At 75.0% G+C, this 22,050-nt stretch carries 22 protein-coding genes; 19 read left to right on the top strand and 3 right to left on the bottom strand.

The features are described 5' to 3' along the window. Nucleotides 1–55: 55 nt before the first annotated feature. The 18 genes from ACGF3H_RS12755 (at nucleotide 56) to ACGF3H_RS12840 (ending at nucleotide 17,747) form a co-directional block, all read left to right on the top strand. A complete protein-coding gene (locus ACGF3H_RS12755) occupies nucleotides 56–592 on the top strand; it encodes a DUF2617 family protein (RefSeq protein WP_362486576.1) in 537 nt (178 codons plus the stop codon). 88 nt (nucleotides 593–680) lie between these two features. Next, nucleotides 681–2,462 (top strand): polyamine aminopropyltransferase, encoded by a 1,782-nt coding sequence (locus ACGF3H_RS12760; protein ID WP_393816481.1) that lies wholly within the window; start codon nucleotides 681–683, stop codon nucleotides 2,460–2,462. Nucleotides 2,463–2,632: 170 nt separating this feature from the next. After that, nucleotides 2,633–2,755: a hypothetical protein gene (locus ACGF3H_RS12765; protein ID WP_362486578.1), complete on the top strand. Its 123-nt coding sequence runs from the start codon at nucleotides 2,633–2,635 to the stop codon at nucleotides 2,753–2,755. A 104-nt stretch (nucleotides 2,756–2,859) separates the two neighbouring features. Further along, on the top strand, nucleotides 2,860–3,666 hold the full coding sequence (locus ACGF3H_RS12770; RefSeq protein WP_362486580.1) for an SRPBCC domain-containing protein: 807 nt from the start codon (nucleotides 2,860–2,862) through the stop codon (nucleotides 3,664–3,666). A gap of 53 nt (nucleotides 3,667–3,719) precedes the next feature. Further along, a complete protein-coding gene (locus ACGF3H_RS12775; RefSeq protein ID WP_362486582.1) occupies nucleotides 3,720–4,508 on the top strand; it encodes an aldose 1-epimerase in 789 nt (262 codons plus the stop codon). 10 nt (nucleotides 4,509–4,518) lie between these two features. After that, a complete protein-coding gene (gene pyrE, locus ACGF3H_RS12780) occupies nucleotides 4,519–5,091 on the top strand; it encodes an orotate phosphoribosyltransferase (RefSeq protein ID WP_362486584.1) in 573 nt (190 codons plus the stop codon). A 120-nt stretch (nucleotides 5,092–5,211) separates the two neighbouring features. Continuing rightward, nucleotides 5,212–6,243 carry a class II fructose-bisphosphate aldolase gene (fbaA, locus tag ACGF3H_RS12785; protein ID WP_359398058.1) on the top strand — a complete coding sequence of 344 codons (1,032 nt, stop codon included), beginning with the start codon at nucleotides 5,212–5,214 and terminating at the stop codon, nucleotides 6,241–6,243. 84 nt (nucleotides 6,244–6,327) lie between these two features. Next, nucleotides 6,328–6,741 (top strand): DUF3151 domain-containing protein, encoded by a 414-nt coding sequence (locus tag ACGF3H_RS12790; RefSeq protein ID WP_362486586.1) that lies wholly within the window; start codon nucleotides 6,328–6,330, stop codon nucleotides 6,739–6,741. A gap of 139 nt (nucleotides 6,742–6,880) precedes the next feature. Then, on the top strand, nucleotides 6,881–7,696 hold the full coding sequence (locus ACGF3H_RS12795; RefSeq protein ID WP_362486588.1) for a tryptophan 2,3-dioxygenase: 816 nt from the start codon (nucleotides 6,881–6,883) through the stop codon (nucleotides 7,694–7,696). Beyond that, on the top strand, nucleotides 7,689–8,894 hold the full coding sequence (gene kynU, locus ACGF3H_RS12800; RefSeq protein ID WP_362486590.1) for a kynureninase: 1,206 nt from the start codon (nucleotides 7,689–7,691) through the stop codon (nucleotides 8,892–8,894). The genes ACGF3H_RS12795 and kynU overlap by 8 nt, the downstream gene beginning before the upstream one ends. Before the next feature lie 172 nt (nucleotides 8,895–9,066). Continuing rightward, nucleotides 9,067–9,951 carry an alpha/beta hydrolase gene (locus ACGF3H_RS12805; protein ID WP_362486592.1) on the top strand — a complete coding sequence of 295 codons (885 nt, stop codon included), beginning with the start codon at nucleotides 9,067–9,069 and terminating at the stop codon, nucleotides 9,949–9,951. Between the two features lie 168 nt (nucleotides 9,952–10,119). Next, nucleotides 10,120–11,118 carry an alpha/beta hydrolase gene (locus tag ACGF3H_RS12810; protein ID WP_362486594.1) on the top strand — a complete coding sequence of 333 codons (999 nt, stop codon included), beginning with the start codon at nucleotides 10,120–10,122 and terminating at the stop codon, nucleotides 11,116–11,118. Further along, complete coding sequence (locus ACGF3H_RS12815) at nucleotides 11,111–12,325, top strand: acyltransferase (RefSeq protein ID WP_362486596.1); 1,215 nt, start codon at nucleotides 11,111–11,113, stop codon at nucleotides 12,323–12,325. The genes ACGF3H_RS12810 and ACGF3H_RS12815 overlap by 8 nt, the downstream gene beginning before the upstream one ends. After that, on the top strand, nucleotides 12,318–13,715 hold the full coding sequence (locus ACGF3H_RS12820; RefSeq protein ID WP_362486598.1) for a sensor histidine kinase: 1,398 nt from the start codon (nucleotides 12,318–12,320) through the stop codon (nucleotides 13,713–13,715). The genes ACGF3H_RS12815 and ACGF3H_RS12820 overlap by 8 nt, the downstream gene beginning before the upstream one ends. Next, nucleotides 13,712–14,398, top strand: coding sequence for a response regulator transcription factor (locus tag ACGF3H_RS12825; protein ID WP_362486600.1), 687 nt, complete (start codon nucleotides 13,712–13,714; stop codon nucleotides 14,396–14,398). The genes ACGF3H_RS12820 and ACGF3H_RS12825 overlap by 4 nt, the downstream gene beginning before the upstream one ends. A 53-nt stretch (nucleotides 14,399–14,451) precedes the next feature. Next, complete coding sequence (locus ACGF3H_RS12830; protein ID WP_393816482.1) at nucleotides 14,452–15,834, top strand: sensor histidine kinase; 1,383 nt, start codon at nucleotides 14,452–14,454, stop codon at nucleotides 15,832–15,834. After that, nucleotides 15,831–16,496, top strand: coding sequence for a response regulator transcription factor (locus ACGF3H_RS12835; RefSeq protein ID WP_362486604.1), 666 nt, complete (start codon nucleotides 15,831–15,833; stop codon nucleotides 16,494–16,496). The genes ACGF3H_RS12830 and ACGF3H_RS12835 overlap by 4 nt, the downstream gene beginning before the upstream one ends. A gap of 45 nt (nucleotides 16,497–16,541) precedes the next feature. Next, on the top strand, nucleotides 16,542–17,747 hold the full coding sequence (locus ACGF3H_RS12840; RefSeq protein WP_362486606.1) for a cytochrome P450: 1,206 nt from the start codon (nucleotides 16,542–16,544) through the stop codon (nucleotides 17,745–17,747). Between the two features lie 117 nt (nucleotides 17,748–17,864). Here ACGF3H_RS12840 and ACGF3H_RS12845 read toward each other — a convergent pair whose 3' ends face one another. Beyond that, entirely contained in the window at nucleotides 17,865–19,478 is a 1,614-nt protein-coding gene (locus ACGF3H_RS12845; protein ID WP_362486608.1) for an ABC transporter permease, read from the bottom strand. Beyond that, nucleotides 19,475–20,371: an ABC transporter ATP-binding protein gene (locus tag ACGF3H_RS12850; protein ID WP_362486610.1), complete on the bottom strand. Its 897-nt coding sequence runs from the start codon at nucleotides 20,369–20,371 to the stop codon at nucleotides 19,475–19,477. The genes ACGF3H_RS12845 and ACGF3H_RS12850 overlap by 4 nt, the downstream gene beginning before the upstream one ends. Before the next feature lie 74 nt (nucleotides 20,372–20,445). Here ACGF3H_RS12850 and ACGF3H_RS12855 point away from each other — a divergent pair, with 74 nt between their 5' ends. Next, entirely contained in the window at nucleotides 20,446–20,949 is a 504-nt protein-coding gene (locus ACGF3H_RS12855; RefSeq protein WP_362486613.1) for a helix-turn-helix domain-containing protein, read from the top strand. A gap of 61 nt (nucleotides 20,950–21,010) precedes the next feature. On the opposite strand, the gene ACGF3H_RS12860 is transcribed toward ACGF3H_RS12855, so the two are convergent. Further along, a complete protein-coding gene (locus ACGF3H_RS12860) occupies nucleotides 21,011–21,922 on the bottom strand; it encodes a diacylglycerol kinase family protein (RefSeq protein WP_362486615.1) in 912 nt (303 codons plus the stop codon). Nucleotides 21,923–22,050 lie beyond the last annotated feature (128 nt).

Raw genomic sequence — 22,050 nt, forward strand, 5'->3', positions numbered from 1 at the left:
GACCGGGGGCGCAGGCCCACACCTTCCTCTCCTTGTGTGCTTGCGGAGCCGATCCATGCTCACGACCCTGAACACCGCCTACACCGACACCCGCGCCGCCGACCTGGCCTGGGCCCTCGGGCGCGAACCGCTGCCCGCGCTGGCCAGCCTCGACATCGAGCTGACGGGGGCCAAGCTGCAGTTGAGGCTCCTCGGCGCCTCCCACCAAGTCCTGCTGGAGGAGGAGCGGGGCAGCTGCTCGGAGACGGTCGCGTGCATCCCGGGCAGCAGCACTCCGCTCCCCCTGGGCGTGGCCAAGCGGGTGGGCGACTGGGAGTACGAGTTCGCCGCCCGCGTGGAGCTGCTCACGCCGGGCTCCTTCGCGGGCCGGGCCCAGGAACTGCTGGCCCTGGTCGCCGACCACCCGCACGGGCTGGCGGGCGTCTTCCCCGGCAGCCCGCACGCCTTCACCGCGCTGCTCGCGCACCGGCACGAGGGACAGGTGCACTGGCGCACCTGGCACGCCTACCCGCAGGACAGCCAGCTGGTGGCGACCCGGACCCGGGTCGGCGTCCGGGTGCCGGCCCGGCAGCTCAGCCCGACCGGGGCATGAACCGGGTAAACCCGTGGCGGCCCGGGAGGCACACGTTTCACACGTGTGGGTGACGTGGCGCAGCCGGGTAGTGACGTAACGTCACTGCGTGATCGAACCGCACGCTCCCGCTCCGCCCGGCTCACCGCCCTCCTGGGACGGCGCGGCCGGACCGGACGCCCCGGCCCGCCCGGACGGCCGCGGTCGTCCGGGCGGGCCGGGCGGTCGCGGCGGCCCCCGTGCGCAGGGCGGTCCGAGCGGTCCGAGCGGGCCGTGCCCGGACGCCTCCGGGACGACGGGGCCCGGTGGGGCGGTCCGGCTGCCCGTCCGGCCCGGCACCGGGCGGTTCCTGGTCCTCGCGGGCGTCTTCGTCTGCGCGGCCTGCGGCCTCGTGTACGAACTCGAACTGGTCGCCCTGGCCTCGTACCTGATCGGCGACTCGGTCACCCAGGCGTCCGTCGTCCTGTCCGTCATGGTGTTCGCGATGGGTATCGGCTCGCTCGCCGCGAAGCGGCTGCGCCGGTTCGCCGCGGCCGGCTTCGGCGCGGTCGAGGCCGTCCTCGCCCTCGTCGGCGGCTCCAGCGCCATGGCCCTGTACGCCGTCTTCGCCTGGACCGGCGGCTGGGGCGGCCTGTGGTGCGACGGCCCGCGCTTCCTCCTGGTCGCCTTCTCGCTCGCCATCGGCCTGCTGATCGGCGCCGAGGTGCCGCTGCTGATGGAGCTGATCCAGCGCATCCGCCGCCAGGACGCGGGCGGCGCCGTCGCCGACCTGTTCGCCGCGGACTACGTCGGTGCCCTCGTCGGCGGTCTCGCCTTTCCCTTCGTCCTGCTGCCCTTCCTCGGCCAGCTCACCGGCGCGCTGCTCACCGGCACGGTCAACGCGGCCGTCGGCGCCGCCCTGGTGCTCGGCCTGTTCCGGCGCGACCTGAGCCGCCGGGCCCGCCGGCTGCTGGTGACCGCCAACGTCGTCGTCCTCGCCGTCCTCACCTCGGCGACCGTCCTCGCCGACGACTTCGAACGCGCCGCCCGGCACGCGGTCTACGGCCAGGACGTCCGCGTGGCCGTGCAAACCGGCGTGCAGGAGGTGGTCCTCACCGGCGGCACCGACGGCCGGTCCCTCCACCTCTTCCTGGACGGGCGGCTGCGCGTCAGCGGCCGCGACGAACGCCGCTACCACGAGGCCCTGGTGCACCCGGCCATGACGGGCCGGCACGCGCGCGTGCTGATCCTCGGCGGCGGTGACGGACTCGCCGCACGGGAGGTGCTGCGCCACCCGGACGTCCGCCGCGTCGACGTCGTGGAACTCGACCCGGGGCTCGCCCGGCTGGCCCGGCACGACCCCGGCCTGTCCACCCTGAACGAGCACGCCTACGGCGACCCGCGCGTCCACGTCACCGCCGCGGACGCCTTCCACCGGCTGCGCTCGGCACCCACGGCGACGTACGACGTGGTGATCTCCGACCTGCCCGACCCGGGCATCACGGCCAGCACCAAGCTGTACTCGCAGGAGTTCTACGGCCTGCTGCGGCGGGTGCTCGCGCCGGGCGGGCGGCTGGTCGTGCACGCCGGTCCGGTCTCCTCGCGGCCCCGGGCGTTCTGGACCGTCGACGCGACGCTGCGCGCGGCCGGCCTGCGGACCGTGGCCTACCGCGTCGGCGGCCCGGACCCGGGCTTCACCGCGGGCCCCGACCGGGCGGCCGGCACCTCCCGCGCCCCGCGGGACCGCGGTTTCGTCCTCGCCGCCCGCACGCCCCCCGGCCTGCGCCTGGACCCCGCGGCCCCCCGTCCCCGCACCCTCACCCGGGACTCCCTCGCCGCTGCCGCCCGGTCGGCGGCCCGCACGCGCGTGCCCGGCCTGCCGCCGTCCACGCTGGTGCATCCGCGGTACTGACCCCGCCGCCGCGCCCCCGCGCCCGGCCGCCGCCCGCGCCGACCCCGCGCGCGGCGGCCCGCCCCTCCCCGGGCCGAACCGCCGAGCTCTGCGGATCGTCCGCAGCGAGGACCTGCAGCCGCCCCGCCCGCCCGCCCCGCCGCCGGGCGGGGCGGACTCACCCTGCGGCAATGCGCCTGCATTCCCCTGGGGCCGTCGGTCCGATCGCCGCGGCGCCGGTGACCGCGGCCGTCCTGCCCGGCACCGAGGCCGGCGCCCAGGAGTGGCCCGCGCCCGGCTCCAGGCGGTGGTGAGGGCGGCCGGGACGGGGCTCGTGACGCCGGGGGCGCCGGGGACGGCGGGTGAGTTCGTGCCGACGGGGGGTGCGCCGGGCCCCCGCTGGGTAGGCTGCGCTGACATGGAGCATGAGGTGTTCGTTCCGGTTCCGGCCGAGCGGCTCAGGGACGTGCTGGCCGACCCCGTCCGGGTCGCCCGGGCGATCCCGGGGCTCCAGCAGGACGCCGGTGCCGAGCCCGTCGCGGGACGGCTGAAGGTGCGCATCGGCAGTCACTCCATCACCTACCGGGGCTCGCTGCGCCTCACCGCGCGCGACGACGGGGCGTACGTCGTGGAGGGCGACGCCACGGAGTCGCGCGGCACCGGCGCGGTCACGCTCGTGCTCGTCCTGCGTGTACGGGACGCCGACGGCGGCACCACCCTGGCGTTCACCGCGACGGCCGACGCGGACGGGCGGGTCACGGAGCTGCCGCAGGAGTCGGTGACGTCGGCCACCACCCGCCTGATGAGCCGGTTCGCGGAGAACCTGGCCGCGGCGGCCGGGGCGTCGCCGGCGGCGGACGAGGAGACGGAGCCGCCGCACACGTCGGTCTTCGACACCGAGGTCCCCCCGTCCTCCCTCGCCCCCGACACGGACGGACCCGGCGCGCGGGACGGCGGCACCGAGGAGACCCCGGACGCCCCGCGGCCCCCGGCCCCCACCCCCGAAGCCGCCGAGCCCCCCGCCGAGGCCGCGCACGCGCGCCGCACGATGATCGGCCGCAGCGCCGAGGAGGTGGACCACGCGCCGCCGCGCGGCCGGTACGCCCCCGTCCCGGCACCGCAGGCGAACGCCTCCGTCACCCCCCTGCGCTGGGCCGCCCCGGCGGCGGCACTGGTCGTGGCCTCGGCGATCGTGGTCGGCCGGGCCCTCCGCAAACGCCACTGACCCGCTGCCCCGGCCCGGTGGGGCCCCCTTGATCGCCCCAGTAGGGTCGTGGCGTGAGTAACGAACCCATCACGCTGACCGCGGGTGACGCGGAGGCGACCGTGCTGCCGGGCAACGGCGGCCGGATCGGCGGGCTCAGGGTCGGCGGCACCGAGCTGCTCCGCCAGGGCGACCGCTACGGCTGCTTCCCGATGGTCCCCTGGTGCGGCCGGATCCGCGAGGGCCGCTTCCGGGACGGCGCCGTCGTCCACCGGATGCCGCTGAACTCCCCGCCGCACGCCATCCACGGCACCGCACGCGACGGCGCCTGGCGCACCGCCCGCGTCACCGGGAACGAGGCCGTCATCACGTACGACCTCGTCGACCCCTGGCCGTACCCGGGCCGCGTCACGCAGGTGATCGCGCTCGCCGAGGACGCCCTGACGCTGACGATGTCCGTGGAGACGTACGAGTCGTCCTTCCCGGCGCAGATCGGCTGGCACCCGTGGTTCAACCGCACCCTCGACGGGGCTGACGTCGCGATCGCCTTCGACCCCGCCTGGCAGGAGGAGCGCGGCGACGACCACCTGCCCACCGGCAACCGCGTCGATCCGAAGCCGGGCCCCTGGGACGACTGCTTCGGCATGCCCGACGGCGTCGACGTCACTCTCACCTGGCCCGGGCGGCTGGAACTGAGGGTGACCAGCCCGGAGCAGTGGGCCGTGGTCTACGACGAGCAGGAGGCCGCCGTCTGCGTGGAGCCGCAGACCGGGCCGCCGAACGGCCTGAACACCCTCCCGCGCCTGGTCACGCCCCTGGAGCCGCTGGAGGCCACGACGACCTGGAGCTGGACCCGGCTCTAAGCTGGTGCGCATGACGGACGTCAACGAAGCAATGCCGCCAGGCACACGCGGCGCGCTGCTGCAGCAGATCAAGGACAAGGCCGTGGTGCACGGCAAGGTGACCCTCTCCTCGGGCCTGGAGGCCGACTACTACGTCGACCTGCGCCGCATCACCCTGGACGGGGAGGCCGCGCCGCTGGTCGGGCAGGTGCTGCTGGACCTGACCGACGACCTGGAGTTCGACGCGGTCGGCGGGCTGACCATGGGCGCCGACCCGGTCGCCGCGAGCATGCTGCACGCCGCCGCCGCGCGCGGCAGGCGCCTCGACGCGTTCGTCGTCCGCAAGGCCGCCAAGGCGCACGGACTGCAGCGCCGCGTCGAGGGCCCGGAGATCAAGGGCCGCCGCGTCCTCGTCGTCGAGGACACCTCCACCACCGGCGGCTCCCCGCTCACCGCCGTCGAGGCCGTGCGCGAGGCCGGCGCCGAGGTCGTGGCCGTGGCGACGATCGTCGACCGGGCGACGGGTGCCGCCGAGAAGATCCAGGAGGGCGCGGGGGTGCCGTACCGGTACGCCTACTCCAAGGACGAGCTGGGCCTCGACTGAGGTCCACTCGGAGTATTCCGCCCCGTCTGGAAAGATGGGGCCGACGATGACGTCGCCCCCAAGGTCTAGGTCAGGGCCGTAAGCACCTATCACGCCCACCCGCACATACAAGGAGCGGACATGCCCATCGCAACTCCCGAGGTCTACAACGAGATGCTGGACCGGGCGAAGGCAGGAAAGTTCGCCTACCCGGCCATCAACGTGACCTCTTCCCAGACGCTGCACGCGGCCCTGCGCGGTTTCGCGGAGGCGGAGAGCGACGGCATCGTCCAGATCTCCACCGGCGGCGCCGAGTTCCTGGGCGGCCAGCACAGCAAGGACATGGTGACCGGCGCCGTCGCCCTCGCCGAGTTCGCGCACATCGTCGCCGAGAAGTACGACGTCACCGTCGCGCTGCACACGGACCACTGCCCGAAGGACAAGCTCGACGCGTACGTGCGCCCGCTGCTCGCCGTGTCCGAGGAGCGCGTCAAGGCCGGCCGCAACCCGCTGTTCCAGTCGCACATGTGGGACGGCTCGGCCGAGACCCTGGCCGACAACCTCTCCATCGCCACCGAGCTGCTGGAGCGCGCCCGCGCCGCGAAGATCATCCTCGAGGTCGAGATCACCCCGACCGGCGGCGAGGAGGACGGCGTCTCCCACGAGATCAACGACTCCCTCTACACCACGGTCGACGACGCGGTCCGCACCGTGGAGGCCCTGGGCCTCGGCGAGAAGGGCCGCTACCTGCTCGCCGCGTCCTTCGGCAACGTGCACGGCGTGTACAAGCCGGGCAACGTGGTGCTCCGTCCCGAGCTGCTCAAGGAGCTGAACGAGGGCGTCGCCGCCAAGTACGGCCAGCCGGCCGGCAGCAAGCCGTTCAACTTCGTCTTCCACGGCGGCTCCGGCTCCTCCGAGCAGGAGATCGCGACCGCGCTGGAGAACGGCGTGGTCAAGATGAACATCGACACGGACACCCAGTACGCCTTCACGCGTCCGGTCGCCGACCACATGTTCCGCAACTACGACGGCGTCCTGAAGGTCGACGGCGAGGTCGGCAACAAGAAGACCTACGACCCGCGCACCTGGGGCAAGCTGGCCGAGGCCGGCATGGCCGCGCGCGTCGTCGAGGCCTGCGGCCACCTGCGCTCGGCGGGCCAGAAGATCAAGTAACGGCCGTCGGTGCCCGACGGGCCCGGCACCCCTGGGGCGCCGGGCCCTCGCACGTCCGCCCCCGCCATGGCGCAGACTTGTCCCATGGCCATTCACGAGAACCTCCTCGGGGGACCGCCCCCGACCCACCTCCCCGACGACCCCGGGCCGCGCGAGCTGCTGGCCGGCGGCACCTCCGCCGCCGACGTCGCCGCGAAGTACCCGACGTCCTCGCTGGCCTGGGCCCGCCTGGCCGACGAGGCGTACGAGCGGGGCGGCGTCGTGGAGTCGTACGCCTACGCCCGCACGGGCTACCACCGCGGCCTGGACGCCCTGCGCCGCAGCGGCTGGAAGGGCCACGGCCCGGTGCCCTGGGAGCACGAGCCCAACCGCGGCTTCCTGCGCGCCCTGCACGCCCTCGCCCGCGCCGCCCAGGCGATCGGCGAGAAGGAGGAGTACGAGCGCTGCACCCAGTTCCTGAAGGACTCCTCGCCGACGGCGGCCGAGGTGCTCGGCTAGACGGACCGGTCCGCAGGGCCCGCGACGGGCGGGCCTTGCGGTTTCCTGGGAGCATTGCGGAGGATGCCGTTGGGGACCGGGGCCCCGTGCCGGTAACGGCAGGGCGGACCGCTACCCGTAGTGCCATCAGGAGACAGCGATGTCCCACGACGCCCCGAATCTCGACTTCGAGGGCAGCACGCCGTACGAGGACTACGTCAAGGCGGACGTGCTCACCCACCTCCAGCACACCCTCTCCGACGACCCCGGAGAGATGGTCTTCCTGGTCACGACCCAGGTCATGGAGCTGTGGTTCACCGTCATCGTCCACGAGTGGGAGACCGCGGCCCGCGCCCTGCGCGAGGACCGGCTCCAGCCGGCGACCGACGCCCTCAAGCGGTCGGTGCGGGAGCTGGAGGCGCTGAACGCCTCCTGGACGCCGCTGGCGGGCCTCACGCCCGCCCAGTTCAACTCCTACCGGAGCGCCCTCGGCGAGGGCTCCGGCTTCCAGTCGGCGATGTACCGCCGCCTGGAGTTCCTGCTCGGCGACAAGTCCGCGTCCATGCTCGTCCCGCACCGCGGCGCCCCGCGCGTCCACGCCGAGCTGGAGAAGGCGCTGCACGAGCCGAGCCTGTACGACGAGGTGGTCCGGCTGCTCGCCCGGCGCGGGTACGCCATCCCCGACGCCGTGCTCCAGCGGGACGTCACCCGGAAGTACGAGGCCGCCCCCGAGGTGGAGGCCGCCTGGACCGCCGTCTACTCCGGCGACCAGAACGGCGACCTGGCCCGCCTCGGCGAGGCGCTCACCGACGTCGCCGAGCTGGTGTGGCGCTGGCGCAACGACCACCTGGTCGCCACCCGCCGCGCGATGGGCTCCAAGACCGGCACCGGCGGCTCCGCCGGGGTGGCCTGGCTGGAGAAGCGGGCCCGCGGCAACGTCTTCCCCGAGCTGTGGACGGCGCGGTCCTATGTCTGAGCTGATGAGTGTGGCCGAGGAGCTGGACGCCGCCGACGCGCTGGCCGCGGTGCGCGAGCGGTTCGTCCTCGACGACGTGACGTACCTGGACGGCAACTCGCTGGGCGCCCTGCCCGCGCACGTCCCCGACCGCGTGGCGGACGTCGTACGGCGCCAGTGGGGCGAGCTGCGCATCCGTTCCTGGGACGAGAGCGGCTGGTGGAGCGCGCCCGAGCGGATCGGCGACCGGATCGCCCCGCTGGTCGGGGCGGCGGCCGGGCAGATCGTGGTGGGCGACTCCACGAGCGTCAACGTCTTCAAGGCGGTCGTCGCGGCCGTGCGCATGGCGGGCGAGGGGCGCGACGAGATCCTCGTCGACGCCACCACCTTCCCCACCGACGGGTACGTCGCCGAGTCCGCGGCCCGGATGACGGGGTGCGCACTGCGGCCCGTCGTCCCCGCCGAGGTGCCCGCGGCGCTGGGCGACCGCACCGCCGCGGTCCTGCTCAACCACGTCGACTACCGCACGGGGCGGCTGCACGACCTGCCCGGGCTCACCGCCGCGGTGCACGCGGCGGGGGCGTACGCCGTGTGGGACCTGTGCCACAGCGCGGGCGCCCTGCCGGTCGGGCTGGACGAGCACGGCGTCGACCTGGCGGTCGGCTGCACCTACAAGTACCTCAACGGCGGCCCCGGTTCGCCCGCGTACCTGTACGTGCGCCGGGACCACCAGGACCGCTTCGACTCCCCGCTGCCCGGCTGGAACTCGCACGCCGAGCCCTTCGGCATGCGGCCCGCGTACGCCCCGGCCCCCGGCGCGGTGCGCGGCCGGGTCGGCACGCCGGACATCCTGTCCATGCTCGCCCTGGAGGCGGCCCTCGACGTGTGGGACGGGGTGTCCGTCGAGGCGGTGCGCGCCAAGTCCCTCGCCCTGACGGACTTCTTCCTGCGCTGCGTCGGGGAGTACGTCCCCGAGGGGCGGGTCGAGTCCGTGACGCCGGCCGCGCACGCCGAGCGCGGCAGCCAGGTGGCGCTGCGCTGCGACGACGCGGGGGACGTCATGCGGCGGCTGATCGGGCGGGGGGTGGTCGGGGACTTCCGCGCCCCCGACGTGCTGCGCTTCGGCTTCACCCCGCTGTACGTCGGGTTCGCGGACGTGGAGCGGGCCGCGCGGGTGCTCGCCGAGGTCCTGGCGGAGGGCCCGGCGCGGGCGGCCTGAGGAACGGGCCGCGGTGAGGGCGGCGCCGGGACGGCCGGTCCGGACCGGCGCCTCCCCTCACCCAGCGTGACGTCCCCGGGTCCGCGCACGTCACCGGCCTGATAACGTCCCGCCGACGGCCGATTCCCTTCCCCGGTCCGCCAACACCGTTTCGTCGCTGAGAGGTTGGAGCATGCCGGACGCCGCCGCAGAACCGGGCACCGCTGCCGCGCGGAACGCCGCGGAGGAGGAGTCGGCCCTCTCGCACCCGGCGGTCGACCCCGACAGCACCGCCGCGTACGGCGACCACCCCGACCAGGTGATCGACTTCTACGGCCCGCGCGGCGCGGGCGGCCCCGGTACACCGGCGCCCGTCGTGGTCGTCCTGCACGGGGGTGCGTGGCGGTCCCCCTACGACCGGCGCCACATCAGCCCGTTCGCCGGTTTCCTGGCCGGCCGGGGCTTCGCCGTGGCGAGCGTCGAGTACCGGCGGGGCGACACGGGCGACCACGCGGTGGCGGGCCGCTGGCCCGACACCTTCGACGACGTGGCCGCCGCGCTGGACGCGCTGCCCGCGCTGGCCGGGCGGCACCTGCCGGGGGCCGACGCGCGCCGTACGGTGCTCACCGGCCACTCGGCGGGCGGCCACCTCGCCCTGTGGGCGGCGGCCCGGCACGTGCTGCCCGCCGACGCCCCGTGGCGCCTCGACAGGCCGCCGTCCCTGCGCGGTGTGGTCGCCCTCGCGCCGATCGCCGACTTCGAGGTCGCCGGGAAGCTGGACGTGTGCGGGGGAGCCGCGCGGCAGCTCCTCGGCGGCGACGAGCACCGCGCCGAGCGCCGGCCCTACGCCGACCCGGCCCTGCTGCTGCCGACCGGCATCGCGACCACCCTCGTCCAGGGCCGCGCCGACGTCGACGTCCCGGAGGCGGTCGCCGAGGCGTACGCCGACGCGGCGGCGCGGGCCGGTGAGATCGTGGGCCTGACGCTGCTGGAGGACGTCGGCCACTTCCCGTTGATCGACCCGGCGGCGGACGCGTGCGCGGTGGTGGCGGAGGAGATCGCCCAGCTGGCCTGGTGAGCGCTCCGGCGGCCGTCCCCGGCCTCCGGCGGGGCGTCACGTCACCCCCGTAGTACCTGAGAGCCACGTCGCGGATGAGCTCTCCGGCGGGACGCCGGTTACCCGCCCCGATCCATAACTTCCCTTCCAGGCAAGCCCGATGAGCGGGCGTGCGGGAGGGGAGCGGTCATGGGGTCCGTGGGGTCCGGTACGGCGGTACGGCGGCGTCGGCGCGCGGGGAGAGGACGCAGGGCCGCACTGGCGGCACTCGTCGCCGGTGCCGTGGCGTTCCCCCTCTCCGCCGCCGCGCGGCCCCAGGTCCCCGCCCCGCCCCCCGCGGTGCTCGCCGCCCCGACGGCCGGCACGCTGGCGGACACGTACGCCGCCAACCGGGCCAACGCCGCCGAGGCGGCCCGGATGGCCGACGCCCACGGCGACCGGCACCGCGCGGCGGCCGACCGCTCGCTGGCCGATCCGTCCCGGCAGCTCCTCGCCTTCGACGGCCGGGGCGCCGGCCTGGCCACGGAGGTCCTCGGCGACCTGGCCGACGCCGACCGCGTCGCCGTCCTGGTCCCCGGCTCCGACACCGGCCTCGACACCTACGGCCGGTTCCGCGCCGCCGCCCTCGCCCTGCACCGGCAGCTCGTCGCGCGGGCGCCGGACGGCACCCGGACGGCGGTCGTGGCCTGGCTCGGCTACCGGACCCCCGGCACGGTCAGCACCACGGTCGCCACGACCGGCCGCGCCGACGAAGCCGCCCCGGAGCTGCGCGGCCTGGTCGACACCCTGCGCGCCGTCACCGGCCCCCGCGCCCGCGTGGCCCTCCTCTGCCACTCCTACGGCTCGGTCGTCTGCGCCCGTGCCGCCGCCGGTCTGGACGTCGCCGACATAGCCCTGGTCGGCAGCCCCGGCACCGGCGCCGACACCGCCGCGGGCCTCGGCACGAGCGCCCGGATCTGGGCGGCGCGGGGCGCCGACGACTGGGTGGAGCACGTCCCGCACGTCAGCGCCGGGCTGTTCGGCACGACCCTCGGCTTCGGCACCGACCCGGTCTCCCCGTCCTTCGGCGCCCGGGTCTTCGACGCCGGCGACGGCGGTCACAGCGACTACTTCGACGCCGGCTCCCTCTCCTTGACCAACCTGGCCCGGATCGCCCTGGGCGACACCACGGAGGTGACCCGTGACTGACGCGGGACGACCGGCCCGGCCACGGGCCCTGACCGCCCTGCGGCACACCGCCGCCCGGATCGACGCGGCGACGCCCGCCTCCAGGGACCGCGCGGTCGACGCCCTGCGCGCCCTCGCCATCCTCGGCGTCGTCCTCGGCCACTGGCTGGTGACGGCCCTGGTCGCCGACGGCGGCGGCCTGCACACCGCCAGCCCCCTGCAGCACCTGCCCCGGCTGGCCCCGGTCTCCTGGGCCTTCCAGACCCTCGCCGTGTTCTTCCTGGTCGGCGGGCACGTGGCCACCCGGAGCCGGGCCGCGGCCCGCGACCGGGGCACACCGTACCGGCGGTGGCTGGCCGCCCGGCTGGGCCGGCTGTTCCGGCCGGTGGCGGCCGTCCTCGCCCTGTGGACGGTGACGGCGGTCCTGCTCCTCCTGACCGGCGCCTACCCCGGCACGGTCCGCACGCTGGTCAAACTCGCCCTGTCCCCGCTGTGGTTCCTCCTGGTCTTCGCCGCGCTGACCGCGGCGACACCCCTGCTGGCCCGGCTGCATCCGCTGTGGCCGCTGGTCGTCGTCCTCCACGTCGACCTGCTGCGCTTCGGGTTCGGCGGGCCGGACTGGCTGGGCTGGATCAATCTCGCCGCGGGCTGGGCGGTGCCCTACACGCTCGGCGCCGCCTGGACCCGCGGTGAGCTGGAGCACCGCGGGGCGGGCCTGGCCCTGCTGGCCGGCGGTGCGGCGGCGACCGCGGCACTCGTCGCCTGGGCGGGCTACCCGGCGTCCATGGTCGGCGTCCCGGGCGCCGCCGTCTCGAACCTGAACCCGCCGACGCTGGCCGCGGTGACCTTCGGCCTCGCCCAGTGCGGCCTCGCCCTGCTGCTGCGCGAGCGGCTGCGCCGTGCGCTGCGGCGGCCGGTGGCGTGGGCGGCGGTGGCGCTGGTCAACCTGTTCGCGATGACCGTCTTCCTGTGGCACCAGACGGCCATGATGGCGACCACCGCCACCGGCCTCCTCGCCGGCCGCCTGCCCGGACTGCACACGCTCCCCGACGGACCGGACTGGGTCGCGGCCCGGCTCGTCTGGCTGCCGGTGTTCGCGTCGGCCCTGGTCCTGTGCTGGGCGGCGTTCCACACCTTCGAGCGCGGCGGCACCCGGCGCCGCTCCCGGACCGTCCGCACCCACCGCCCGCGGACCCGGGCGACGACGAAGGGTGCACGTCATGTCTAGGCTGGACGCCGTGACGCCAGGGGGGAGCAAGCGTGCGACCGGCACGCGCTGGTTGGGGGTGCTGCGGGACGACCTGTGGACCGCGCGGGTGGATCCGCTGCCGCCCTCGGTGTGGCTGCGGTGGTTCCCGCACGGGATCGTCTGGCTGGCCGCGCTCGGCGTGCTGCTCGGCGACGCGGCGCAGCTCGACGACAACGGCCGGCTCGGCGGAGGGTTCGCCTTCGTGATCGCCCTCGGCCAGAGCGGCGCGATGGTCCTCGCGCTGTGGCGGCCGGTCCCGGCGTGGTGGCTGTCCCTGGCCGCCACACTGGTGGGGGCGACGGCGGTGCGCACCGTGATGGCCGACGGAAACGACTTCACCTGGCCCTGGACGGCGGCCGGGATCATCGCCCACATGTTCGTCCTGCTCCTGCTGGGCCTGCGGGTGCGCACCCGGGTGGCCCTGGAGACCCTGGCCCTGACGGCGCTCCTCACCTACGCCCTCCAGGGCCTGCTGGGGGCGCGCAACTACCTGCCGACCGGCCAGCTCGCCGTCATCCTCTTCACGGTGGTCGTCGTGCTCGGCACCGCCCTGCGCGGCCGCCGCGAGGCCCGTACGCAGCTTGCGGAACAGACCACGCTCACCGCCGAGGAACGCGCCCGGCGCACCCTCCTGGAGGAGCGCAGCCGCATCGCGCGCGAGCTCCACGACGTCGTCGCCCACCACATGTCCGTCATCTCCATCCAGGCCCAGGTCGCCCCCCACCTCGTCGAGAACCCGCCGGACGAGCTGAAGGAGAACCTCGCGGGCATCCGGGAGAACGCGCTGGAGGCGCTGACCGAGCTGCGCCGCGTCCTCGGCGTGCTGCGCTCGGAGGACCCCGACGTCCCCGGGACGACGCCGGACCGCGGCGGCACCGCCCCGCACGCCCCGCAGCCCACGCTCGACCGGCTCGACGCGCTGGTGGAGAACACCCGGGCCGCCGGACTGACCGTGACCGTCGAGCAGGACGGCCGGCGCCGGCCGCTGCCGCCCGGCGTGGAGCTCTCGGCGTACCGGATCGTGCAGGAGGCGCTCAGCAACGTCCTGCGGCACGCGCCCGGCGCGACCGCCCGGGTCCGCCTCACGCATCTCCCGGCCGGGCTGCGCGTCCACGTCTCCAACACCGCGCCCACGCGGGCCCCGGCGCCGTCGCAGGGGGCGGGGCACGGGCTGCTCGGCATGCGGGAACGGGTCGCGATGCTCGACGGCACCCTGACGGCCGAGCGGCTGCCGGACGGCGGTTACCGGGTGGCCGCGTTCCTGCCCGCCGACGGCCCCGGCCACCCCGGCGACCACTCCGTCCGCCGGCCCGCCGACCGTTCCGCCCGCCACCCCACCGACCACTTCCCCGAGGACGACACCCCATGACGACCGGCAGCGACGGCCGAGTGATCCGCGTGCTGATAGCCGACGACCAGCAGATGGTCCGGCAGGGCTTCACCGTGCTGCTCAACACCCAGCCCGACATCGAGGTGGTCGGGCAGGCCGTCGACGGCCTGGACGCCGTGGCCAAGGTCGCCGGACTCGCCCCGGACGTCGTCCTGATGGACATCCGCATGCCCGAGCTGGGCGGCATCGAGGCGACCCGCCGGATCACCGGGGCCACCCCGCAGATCAGGGTGCTCGTACTGACCACCTTCGACCTGGACGAGTACGTGTACGAGGCGCTGCGGGCCGGCGCGTCCGGGTTCCTGCTGAAGGACGCGTCGGCCGACCAGCTCGCCGAGGCGGTCCGGGTGGTGGCGGCCGGGGACGCGCTGCTCGCGCCGGGCATCACCCGGCGGCTGCTCAATGAGTTCTCCCGGCTGCGCGAGGGGCCCCGGGCCCCGCTGAAGGAACGGGTCGGCGGTCTGACCGAGCGGGAGACGGAGGTCCTGACCCTGATCGCGCAGGGCCTGTCCAACGCGGAGATCGCCACCCGGCTGGTCGTCGCCGAGCAGACCGTGAAGACGCACGTGGGCCGGATCCTGGTGAAGCTGGGGCTCAGGGACCGGACGCAGGCGGCGGTGTTCGCGTACGAGTCGGGGCTGGTGCGGCCCTCCGGGTACTGAGCGGGGCGGGAACCGTAGTACTTGAGACGGACCCCGCAGGACCCCTCTCACAGGTGACGACCGCGCACCCGGCTGCGCCTACCGTTACCGGCGTGACCGAGACGACTCAGACGCGGACCGTCCCCTCCGGGAGCGGCGGCGCGCGCAGCCCGGAGTACCGGCTGGCCATGGACGCCCTGAGCGGCCTGCGCCGGGACTTGTTCCACGACGCGTTCGCCTGCCGTCCGCTGCCGCTCATGGCGACGGACGGCCCGCTGACCCGACGGCTCTCCGGCAAGCCGCGGTGGTACGCCGCCCGCCTGCCGCACGCGGCGGTGCTGGCCCTCACCGTGCTCGCGCTGTTCGGCGGTTCCGTCGCCGCGGGCACCATGGACGGGCCGGTGGCCCTGCTGAGCGGGCTGGTGTGCGCGGCGCCCGTGCTGGCCACGCTGGTCCGCCCGGTCGGCGCGTTCTGGATGTCGATGGCGGCGACACCGGTGGTCGCGCTGCTCGACGGCAGCCTCGGCGAATGGCCCTGGCAGCCCGGCGCGTTCATCTGCCACCTGGCGGTGCTGGTGATCGTGGCGATACGCACCCGGCCCCGCGCGGCCGCGTGGATGTGGGTGCTCACAGCCCTCTACGCCTTCCTGGTGGAGACCCTCATCGGGGACGGCGAGCTCAACACCTCCGCGCCGATGCTGTTCCTGTCCGCCCTGGCCCTGCTGATGGTCGCGGTCGGGCACGTCCGCCGCGAGGCCCGGCAGGAGGTGACGGCGCAGCGGACGGTCACCGCGCACGAGCGGTCCCGCCGCACCCTGCTGGAGGAGCGCACCACGATCGCCCGCGAGCTGCACGACGTGGTCGCCCACCACATGTCGGTGGTCGCCATCCAGGCCGAGGCCGCGCCCTACCGGGTGGAGAATCCGCCCGAGGAGCTGGAACGGGCCTTCGCCACCATCCGGGAGAACGCGGTGGCGGCGCTGACCGAGCTGCGCCGCGTGCTCGGTGTCGTCCGCGCCGAGGACTACGAGGCGCCCGACGCCCCGCAGCCCACGCTCGCCGACCTGGACGCGCTGCTCGCCAACGTGCGCGACGCGGGCCTCACCGTCGACAAGGCGGTCACCGGCGCGGTGCGCGAACTGCCGCCCGGCGTGGAGCTGTCGGCGTACCGGATCGCGCAGGAGGCGCTCAGCAACACCCTCCGGCACGCGCCCGGCGCGAGCGCCCGCGTCGAGGTCTCCTACGTCCTGGGCGGCCTGGGCCTGAGGATCGTCAACGGCCCGATGCCCGAACCGTCCCTGGTCAAGCCCTCGCCCGGCGCCGGGCACGGCATCACCGGCATGCGCGAACGCGTGTCGATGCTGAACGGCGGGATGACGGCCGGGCCCGTCGACGACGGAGGATACGAGGTGTCGGTGTTCCTGCCGGTCACCGTGCCGGCCGAAGGTGACGCATGACCATCCGGGTCCTGATCGCCGACGACCAGATGATGGTGCGGGAGGGCTTCTCCGTGCTGCTGAACGCGATGCCCGACATCGAGGTCGCCGGCGAGGCGGTCAACGGCCGGGACGCCGTCGACAAGGTCCGCGAACTCGCCCCGGACGTCGTCCTGATGGACATCCGCATGCCCGAGCTGAACGGCATCGAGGCCACCCGGCAGATCATCGCCGCGGACGGCACGGCGAAGGTGCTCGTGCTGACCACCTTCGACCTGGACGAGTACGTGTACCAGGCGCTGCGCGCGGGCGCGTCCGGCTTCCTCCTCAAGGACGCCTCCGCCCGGCAGCTCGCCGACGGAGTACGGGTGGTGGCCGCCGGCGAGGCACTCCTCGCCCCCTCGGTCACCAAGCGCCTGATCACCGAGTTCTCCAAGCTGTCCGACGGCCCCCGCCCCATGCCGTCCGCGCACGCGGCGTACGGCGACCTGACCGAGCGGGAGACGGAGGTGCTGGTGCTGATCGCGCAGGGCCTGTCGAACGCGGAGATCGCCGAGAACCTGGTGGTCGCCGAGTCGACGATCAAGACCCACGTCAGCCGGATCCTGGTGAAACTGGGCCTGAGGGACCGCACCCAGGCGGCGGTCTTCGCCTACGAGGCCCGCCTGGTGACGCCCGGCTGACCGAAGCCCTGGTCAGTGGCGGCCGGGCCGCGCTAGCGTCCGGCCATGGCAGCCTTCGACCCGTGGGACCCGGCGTTCGTCGCCGACCCCTACCCCGCCTTCGCCGAACTGCGGGCCCGGGGACGCGTGCACCACTACGAGCCCACCGGCCAGTGGCTGGTCCCGCACCACGCGGACGTCTCGGCGCTGCTGCGCGACCGCCGGCTGGGCCGCACCTACCAGCACCGCTTCACCCACGAGGACTTCGGCCGCACCCCGCCCCCGCCGGACCACGAGCCGTTCCACACGCTCAACGACCACGGCATGCTCGACCTGGAGCCGCCGGACCACACCCGTATCCGGCGCCTGGTGTCCAGGGCCTTCACCCCGCGCACGGTGGAGCGGCTGCGGCCCTACGTGCACGGGCTGGCCGACGACCTGGTGGCCCGGCTGGTCGCGGCGGGCGGCGGTGACCTGCTGACGGACGTGGCCGAGCCGCTGCCGGTCGCCGTGATCGCCGAGATGCTGGGCATCCCGGAGTCCGACCGTGCGCCCCTGCGTCCCTGGTCGGCGGACATCTGCGGCATGTACGAGCTGAACCCGTCCGAGGAGACGGCGGCGAAGGCGGTCCGGGCGTCGCTCGACTTCTCCGACTACCTGCGCGCACTGATCGCCGCCCGCCGCAAGGAGCCGGGCGACGACCTGATCTCCGGCCTGATCGCGGCGCACGACGAGGACGACGACCGTCTCACCGAGCAGGAGATGATCTCGACCTGCGTCCTGCTCCTGAACGCGGGCCACGAGGCCACGGTGAACGCGACGGTCAACGGCTGGCTGGCCCTGTTCCGCAACCCGTACCAGCTGGCGGCCCTGCGCGCGGACCACTCGCTGGTCCCGTCGGCCGTGGAGGAGCTGATGCGCTACGACACCCCGCTCCAGCTCTTCGAACGCTGGGTGCTGGACGACATCGAGATCGACGGGACGACGATCCCGCGCGGCGCGGAGATCGCGATGCTGTTCGGCTCCGCCAACCACGACCCGGCCGTCTTCACCGCCCCGGACCGCCTCGACCTCACCCGCCGCGACAACCCCCACATCTCCTTCAGCGCGGGCATCCACTACTGCATCGGCGCCCCCTTGGCCCGCATCGAACTGGCCGCCTCGATGAACGCCCTCCTGACCCGGGCCCCGTCCCTCAGCCTCACCGAGGAACCGAAGCGCAGACCCAACTTCGTCATGCGCGGCCTGAAGACACTCCCCGTAACCCTCTGAACCACCCCCCTTCACCCACCCAGCCTGCGGGCAGTCGTGCCGCTGGGGCGGCACGGGTGGGCGCAGGCGGCACCCCGCACCGCCGGTCCGCGCACCCCGCCCCGCCCCGACGGCCCGTCACCCCACGACGTCCCGCCTCCGCAACGCCCCCAGCCCCACCCCGACCAGCACACCCGCGATCAGCGTCAGCACCAGCACCGGCGGCCAGCTCATCCCCCCGCCCGGCAACCTGGGCAGATGCCCGAACGGCGACAGCTCCAGCACCCCCCGCGGCACATCCAGCGCGGGCCCCACCCACCCCAGCAGCAGCACCGCCCCGGCGACTCCCCACGCCGCCACCGCCCCCCGCGGCAGCACCCCGTGCAGCAGCATCGCCACCCCGCCGATCACCCACACCGCCGGCACCTGCACGAGACACGCGCCCAGGACCGTCCCGGCGTCCCGCCCGTACCCCGCGGCGAAACCGAGCCCCGCGAGCAGCATGAGGAGCACCGCGCCGCCGAAGGCGATCACCAGGTGCCCGGCGGCCCACCGCAGCCGGCCCACGGACCCCGCGAGCACCGGCTCCGCCCTCCCGGACGTCTCCTCGCCGCCGAGGCGCAGGACCGACGCCACCACGTACAGCGCGGCGACCAGCCCCAGCATCCCGACCATCGCCGAGACGAACGCGTCCGTCAGCCCGGCCTGCCCGGCCTGCCCGCCCATCCGCTCGATGACCGCGCGGGCCTGCTCGTTGTCGCCGACCAGATCGGCCGCGCCCTCCGTCATCCCGCCGTAGACCACCCCGGCGAGGAGGAAGCCGGCGCTCCAGCCGAGCACGCCGCCCCGCTGCAACCGCCAGGCCAGCGCGCCGGCCGTGCCCAGCCGGCCGTGCGCCGGGCCCGGCCGGGCCGGCAGGAAGCTCATGCCGAGGTCCCGGCGCCCGGCCAGTCCGTAGGCGACCACGCCCTGCGCCACGGCCGCGCCGGCGAGGAGCAGCAGCACCCACCACCGCTCGCCGGCGAAGGCCCGCAGGTTCGTCTGCCAGCCCAGCGGCGACAGCCAGGTCAGCACCGACGAGCCGTCGTCCCGCGCCGAGTCGCCCGCCGCGCGCAGGACGAACGCGGCCCCGAGGACCCCGGCCGTCAGCCCGCGCGCCGGCCGCGCGCTCTCCGTCAGCTGCGCCACGACGGCCGCCGCCGTGGCGAAGACCATCCCGACGCCCGCGACCCCGAGCCCGAAGGCCACCGCCCCGGCCACCCCCTGCCCGGCCAGCCCGGCGACCACCAGCACCGCCAGGACGCCGTTCGCGACCGCCGCCGCCAGCAGGGCCGCGGTGAGCGGGGCGCGGCGGCCGACCGTCCCGGACGCGACCAGTTCCTGCCGGCCGCTCTCCTCCTCGTCGCGGGTGTGGCGGACGACGACCAGCAGGCTCATGACGGCCGCGAGGCCGGCGGCGTAGACGCCGACGCGCCAGGCCGTGAGCGCGCCGAGCGAGTCGCCGAAGACGGGGCCGACCATCGCGCGCAGGGAGGAGTTCGTCTCCATCTGCCGCATCAGCCCGGCGCGTTCGGCCGCGCTGCCGTACAGCCCGTCGAGGGTGCGCGGCATGGACAGCACCATGAGCGCGTTCACCGCGACCCAGACGGGGATCATCGCCCGGTCGCGCCGCAGGGCGAAGCGCAGCAGCGTGCCCGTGCCGGCCAGTTGACGGGAGGTCACGGGCCGTGCGGCGAAGGCGGTGGTGGTCATCGGGCCGCCACCTCGGCCCGGTAGTGCCGCAGGAACAGCTCCTCCAGTGTCGGCGGCGTCGACGTCAGCGACCGCACGCCGGACTCGCTCAGGGACCTGAGCACGGCGTCCAGCTTGTCGGTGTCGACCTGGAGCCGCACCCGGCGGCCCTGGACGTCGAGGTCGTGCACGCCCGGCAGCCGGGCCAGTCCGTTCGGGGCGCCGGCGAGTTCGGCGGTCACGCTGGTCCGGGTCAGGTGGCGCAGGTCGGCGAGCGAGCCGCTCTCCACGGTCCGCCCCTTGCGGATGATGCTGACGCGGTCGCACAGCTCCTCGACCTCGCTGAGGATGTGGGAGGAGAGCAGGACGGTCCGGCCGCGCTCCCGTTCCTCGGCGACGCACCGCCGGAAGACCTCCTCCATCAGCGGGTCGAGACCGCTGGTCGGCTCGTCGAGGATGAGCAGGTCCACGTCCGAGGCGAAGGCGGCGACCAGCGCGACCTTCTGCCGGTTGCCCTTGGAGTACGTCCGGCACTTCCTGGTCGGGTCCAGCTCGAACCGCTCGACGAGTTCCGCCCGGCGCCGGGCATCCAGGCCGCCGCGCAGCCGTCCGTAGAGGTCGATGACCTCGCCGCCGGAGAGGCTGCGCCACAGCGACACGTCGCCGGGCACGTAGGCGATGCGGCGGTGGGCCTCCACGGCGTCGGCCCACGGGTCGCGGCCGAGCACCTGGGCGGCGCCCGAGTCGGCGCGCAGCAGGCCGAGCAGGACGCGGATGGTGGTGGACTTGCCGGCGCCGTTGGGGCCGAGGAAGCCGTGGACCTCGCCGGCCTCGACGTCCAGGTCGAGGCCGTCCAGCGCGTGCGTCCGGCCGAACGACTTGTGGAGTCCGGAGACGCTGATTGCCTTCGTCATGGTTCGGAACGTACGCTTCTTTCAGAACTTTGTGAAGTTCAGAAACCGTCAGGGTGGTGAGGGATGATCGGACGATGACCGAAGAAGCGGATGCGAGAGGGCCGGCCCGAGATCCCGAGGCGGTGTCCCGGTTCGTGGAGGGGTTCGCCGCGCAGCTCGTCGAGGCCGGGATGCAGCGCATGCCGGCCCGGGTGTTCGCCGCGCTGCTCGCCTCCGACTCGGGCTCCCTGACCTCCGCCGAACTCGGCGAACAGCTCCGGGTCAGCCCGGCCGCCGTCTCCGGGGCCGTCCGGTACCTCGCCCAGCAGCACATGGTGGCGCGGGAGCGGGAGCCCGGCTCCCGGCGGGAGCGCTACCGGGTGCACAGCAACCAGTGGTACGAGGCGCTGACCAACCGCGAGGCCGTGCTCAAGCGGTGGGAGGGCGCCCTGCGCGAGGGCGTCACCAGCCTCGGCGCCGGGACACCGGCGGGGCGCCGCATGGCCGAGACGCTGGCCTTCTTCGAGTTCGTCGACGGGGAGATCGCGGCCATGATGAAGCGCTGGCGCGAACACCGGGAGAAGGTCTTCGGCGGCTAGGAGGCCGAGGCGGGCCCGGCAGCGTGCAGCGTGGCGGCACGCTCGCCCACGGGGCGCTGCCTCACCCCGGCAGCGTCAGCCCCCAGGCCCCCTCCCGGGCCACCCACGTCCGCGTCCGCACCGGCCCCGACACCACCGCGTCCGCCCGGTACCGGTAGTGCGCCCCCGACACGGTCACCGTCCGCCCGGTCGCCGTCAGCGGCTGCGCCTCCGCGCCGACCGACACCGGGCGCACCTGCACCTCGGCCAGCCCCCCGGAGCCCGGCAGCACCGACACCGCGTCGACCGGCTGGTCCAGGTCCACCAGCGTCGCCCCGTCGACCTCCACCCGCAGCCGGGCCGGACCGGCCGTCCCGGGGCCGGTGGTGATCCGGGCCGGCCGGACCGGGGCCAGGGTCCGGACCAGGGACTGGCAGGTCCGCAGCCAGGGTCGGCCCGCCGCGTGCGCCCAGCCCCCGGCGTCCCCGGCGTACCCGGCGTCCGCGGCGTCCGCGTCGAAGGGCTCGCGCACCGTGGCCGGCGGGATGCCCACCTCGCCCAGCACCACCCCGTCGCTGTCGTCGACGAGCAGGTCCAGCCGCCGTACCGCCCCGTCCAGCACCGCCCGCGCCGCCGCCACCGCGCCCGTCGGCAGCCCGAGCGACCGGGCGAGGCCGAGCACCGGCCCCACCGGCACCACCGACAGCGCGCACCCCGCCAGCTCCCGCTGCCGGTGCAGCAGCGCGACGGCCCGCAGCAGCGCACGGTCGTCACCGATCACGACGGGGCGCCGCGAACCCCTCCGCCGCAGCGCCCGCGCGAACTCCTCGGGGTCCTGCGGCAGGCACACCTTCGTGTGCGCCGCACCCGCGCCGAGCACGTCCTTCGCGATCCGGACGGACTCGCCGTCCGTCCGGCGGGCGACCGGATCGACGACCACCAGAAGCTGATCGGGCGTCGCGGATGATCTCGCGGAAGTCGCCACCTCGGCCATGCCTCGCTTCCTCGGGTAGCATCTTTGTGCAAGAGCCCCTTGCGCTATTGCGCCAGGGGCTTCGTCTATTCCGGGGCATCCGGTCCGACGGTTGGCGGCCAACGACGGTCGCGGTGCACGCGGTGGAT

It is taken from the genome of Streptomyces sp. NPDC048185, assembly GCF_043202495.1.
GTDB lineage: Bacteria > Actinomycetota > Actinomycetes > Streptomycetales > Streptomycetaceae > Streptomyces.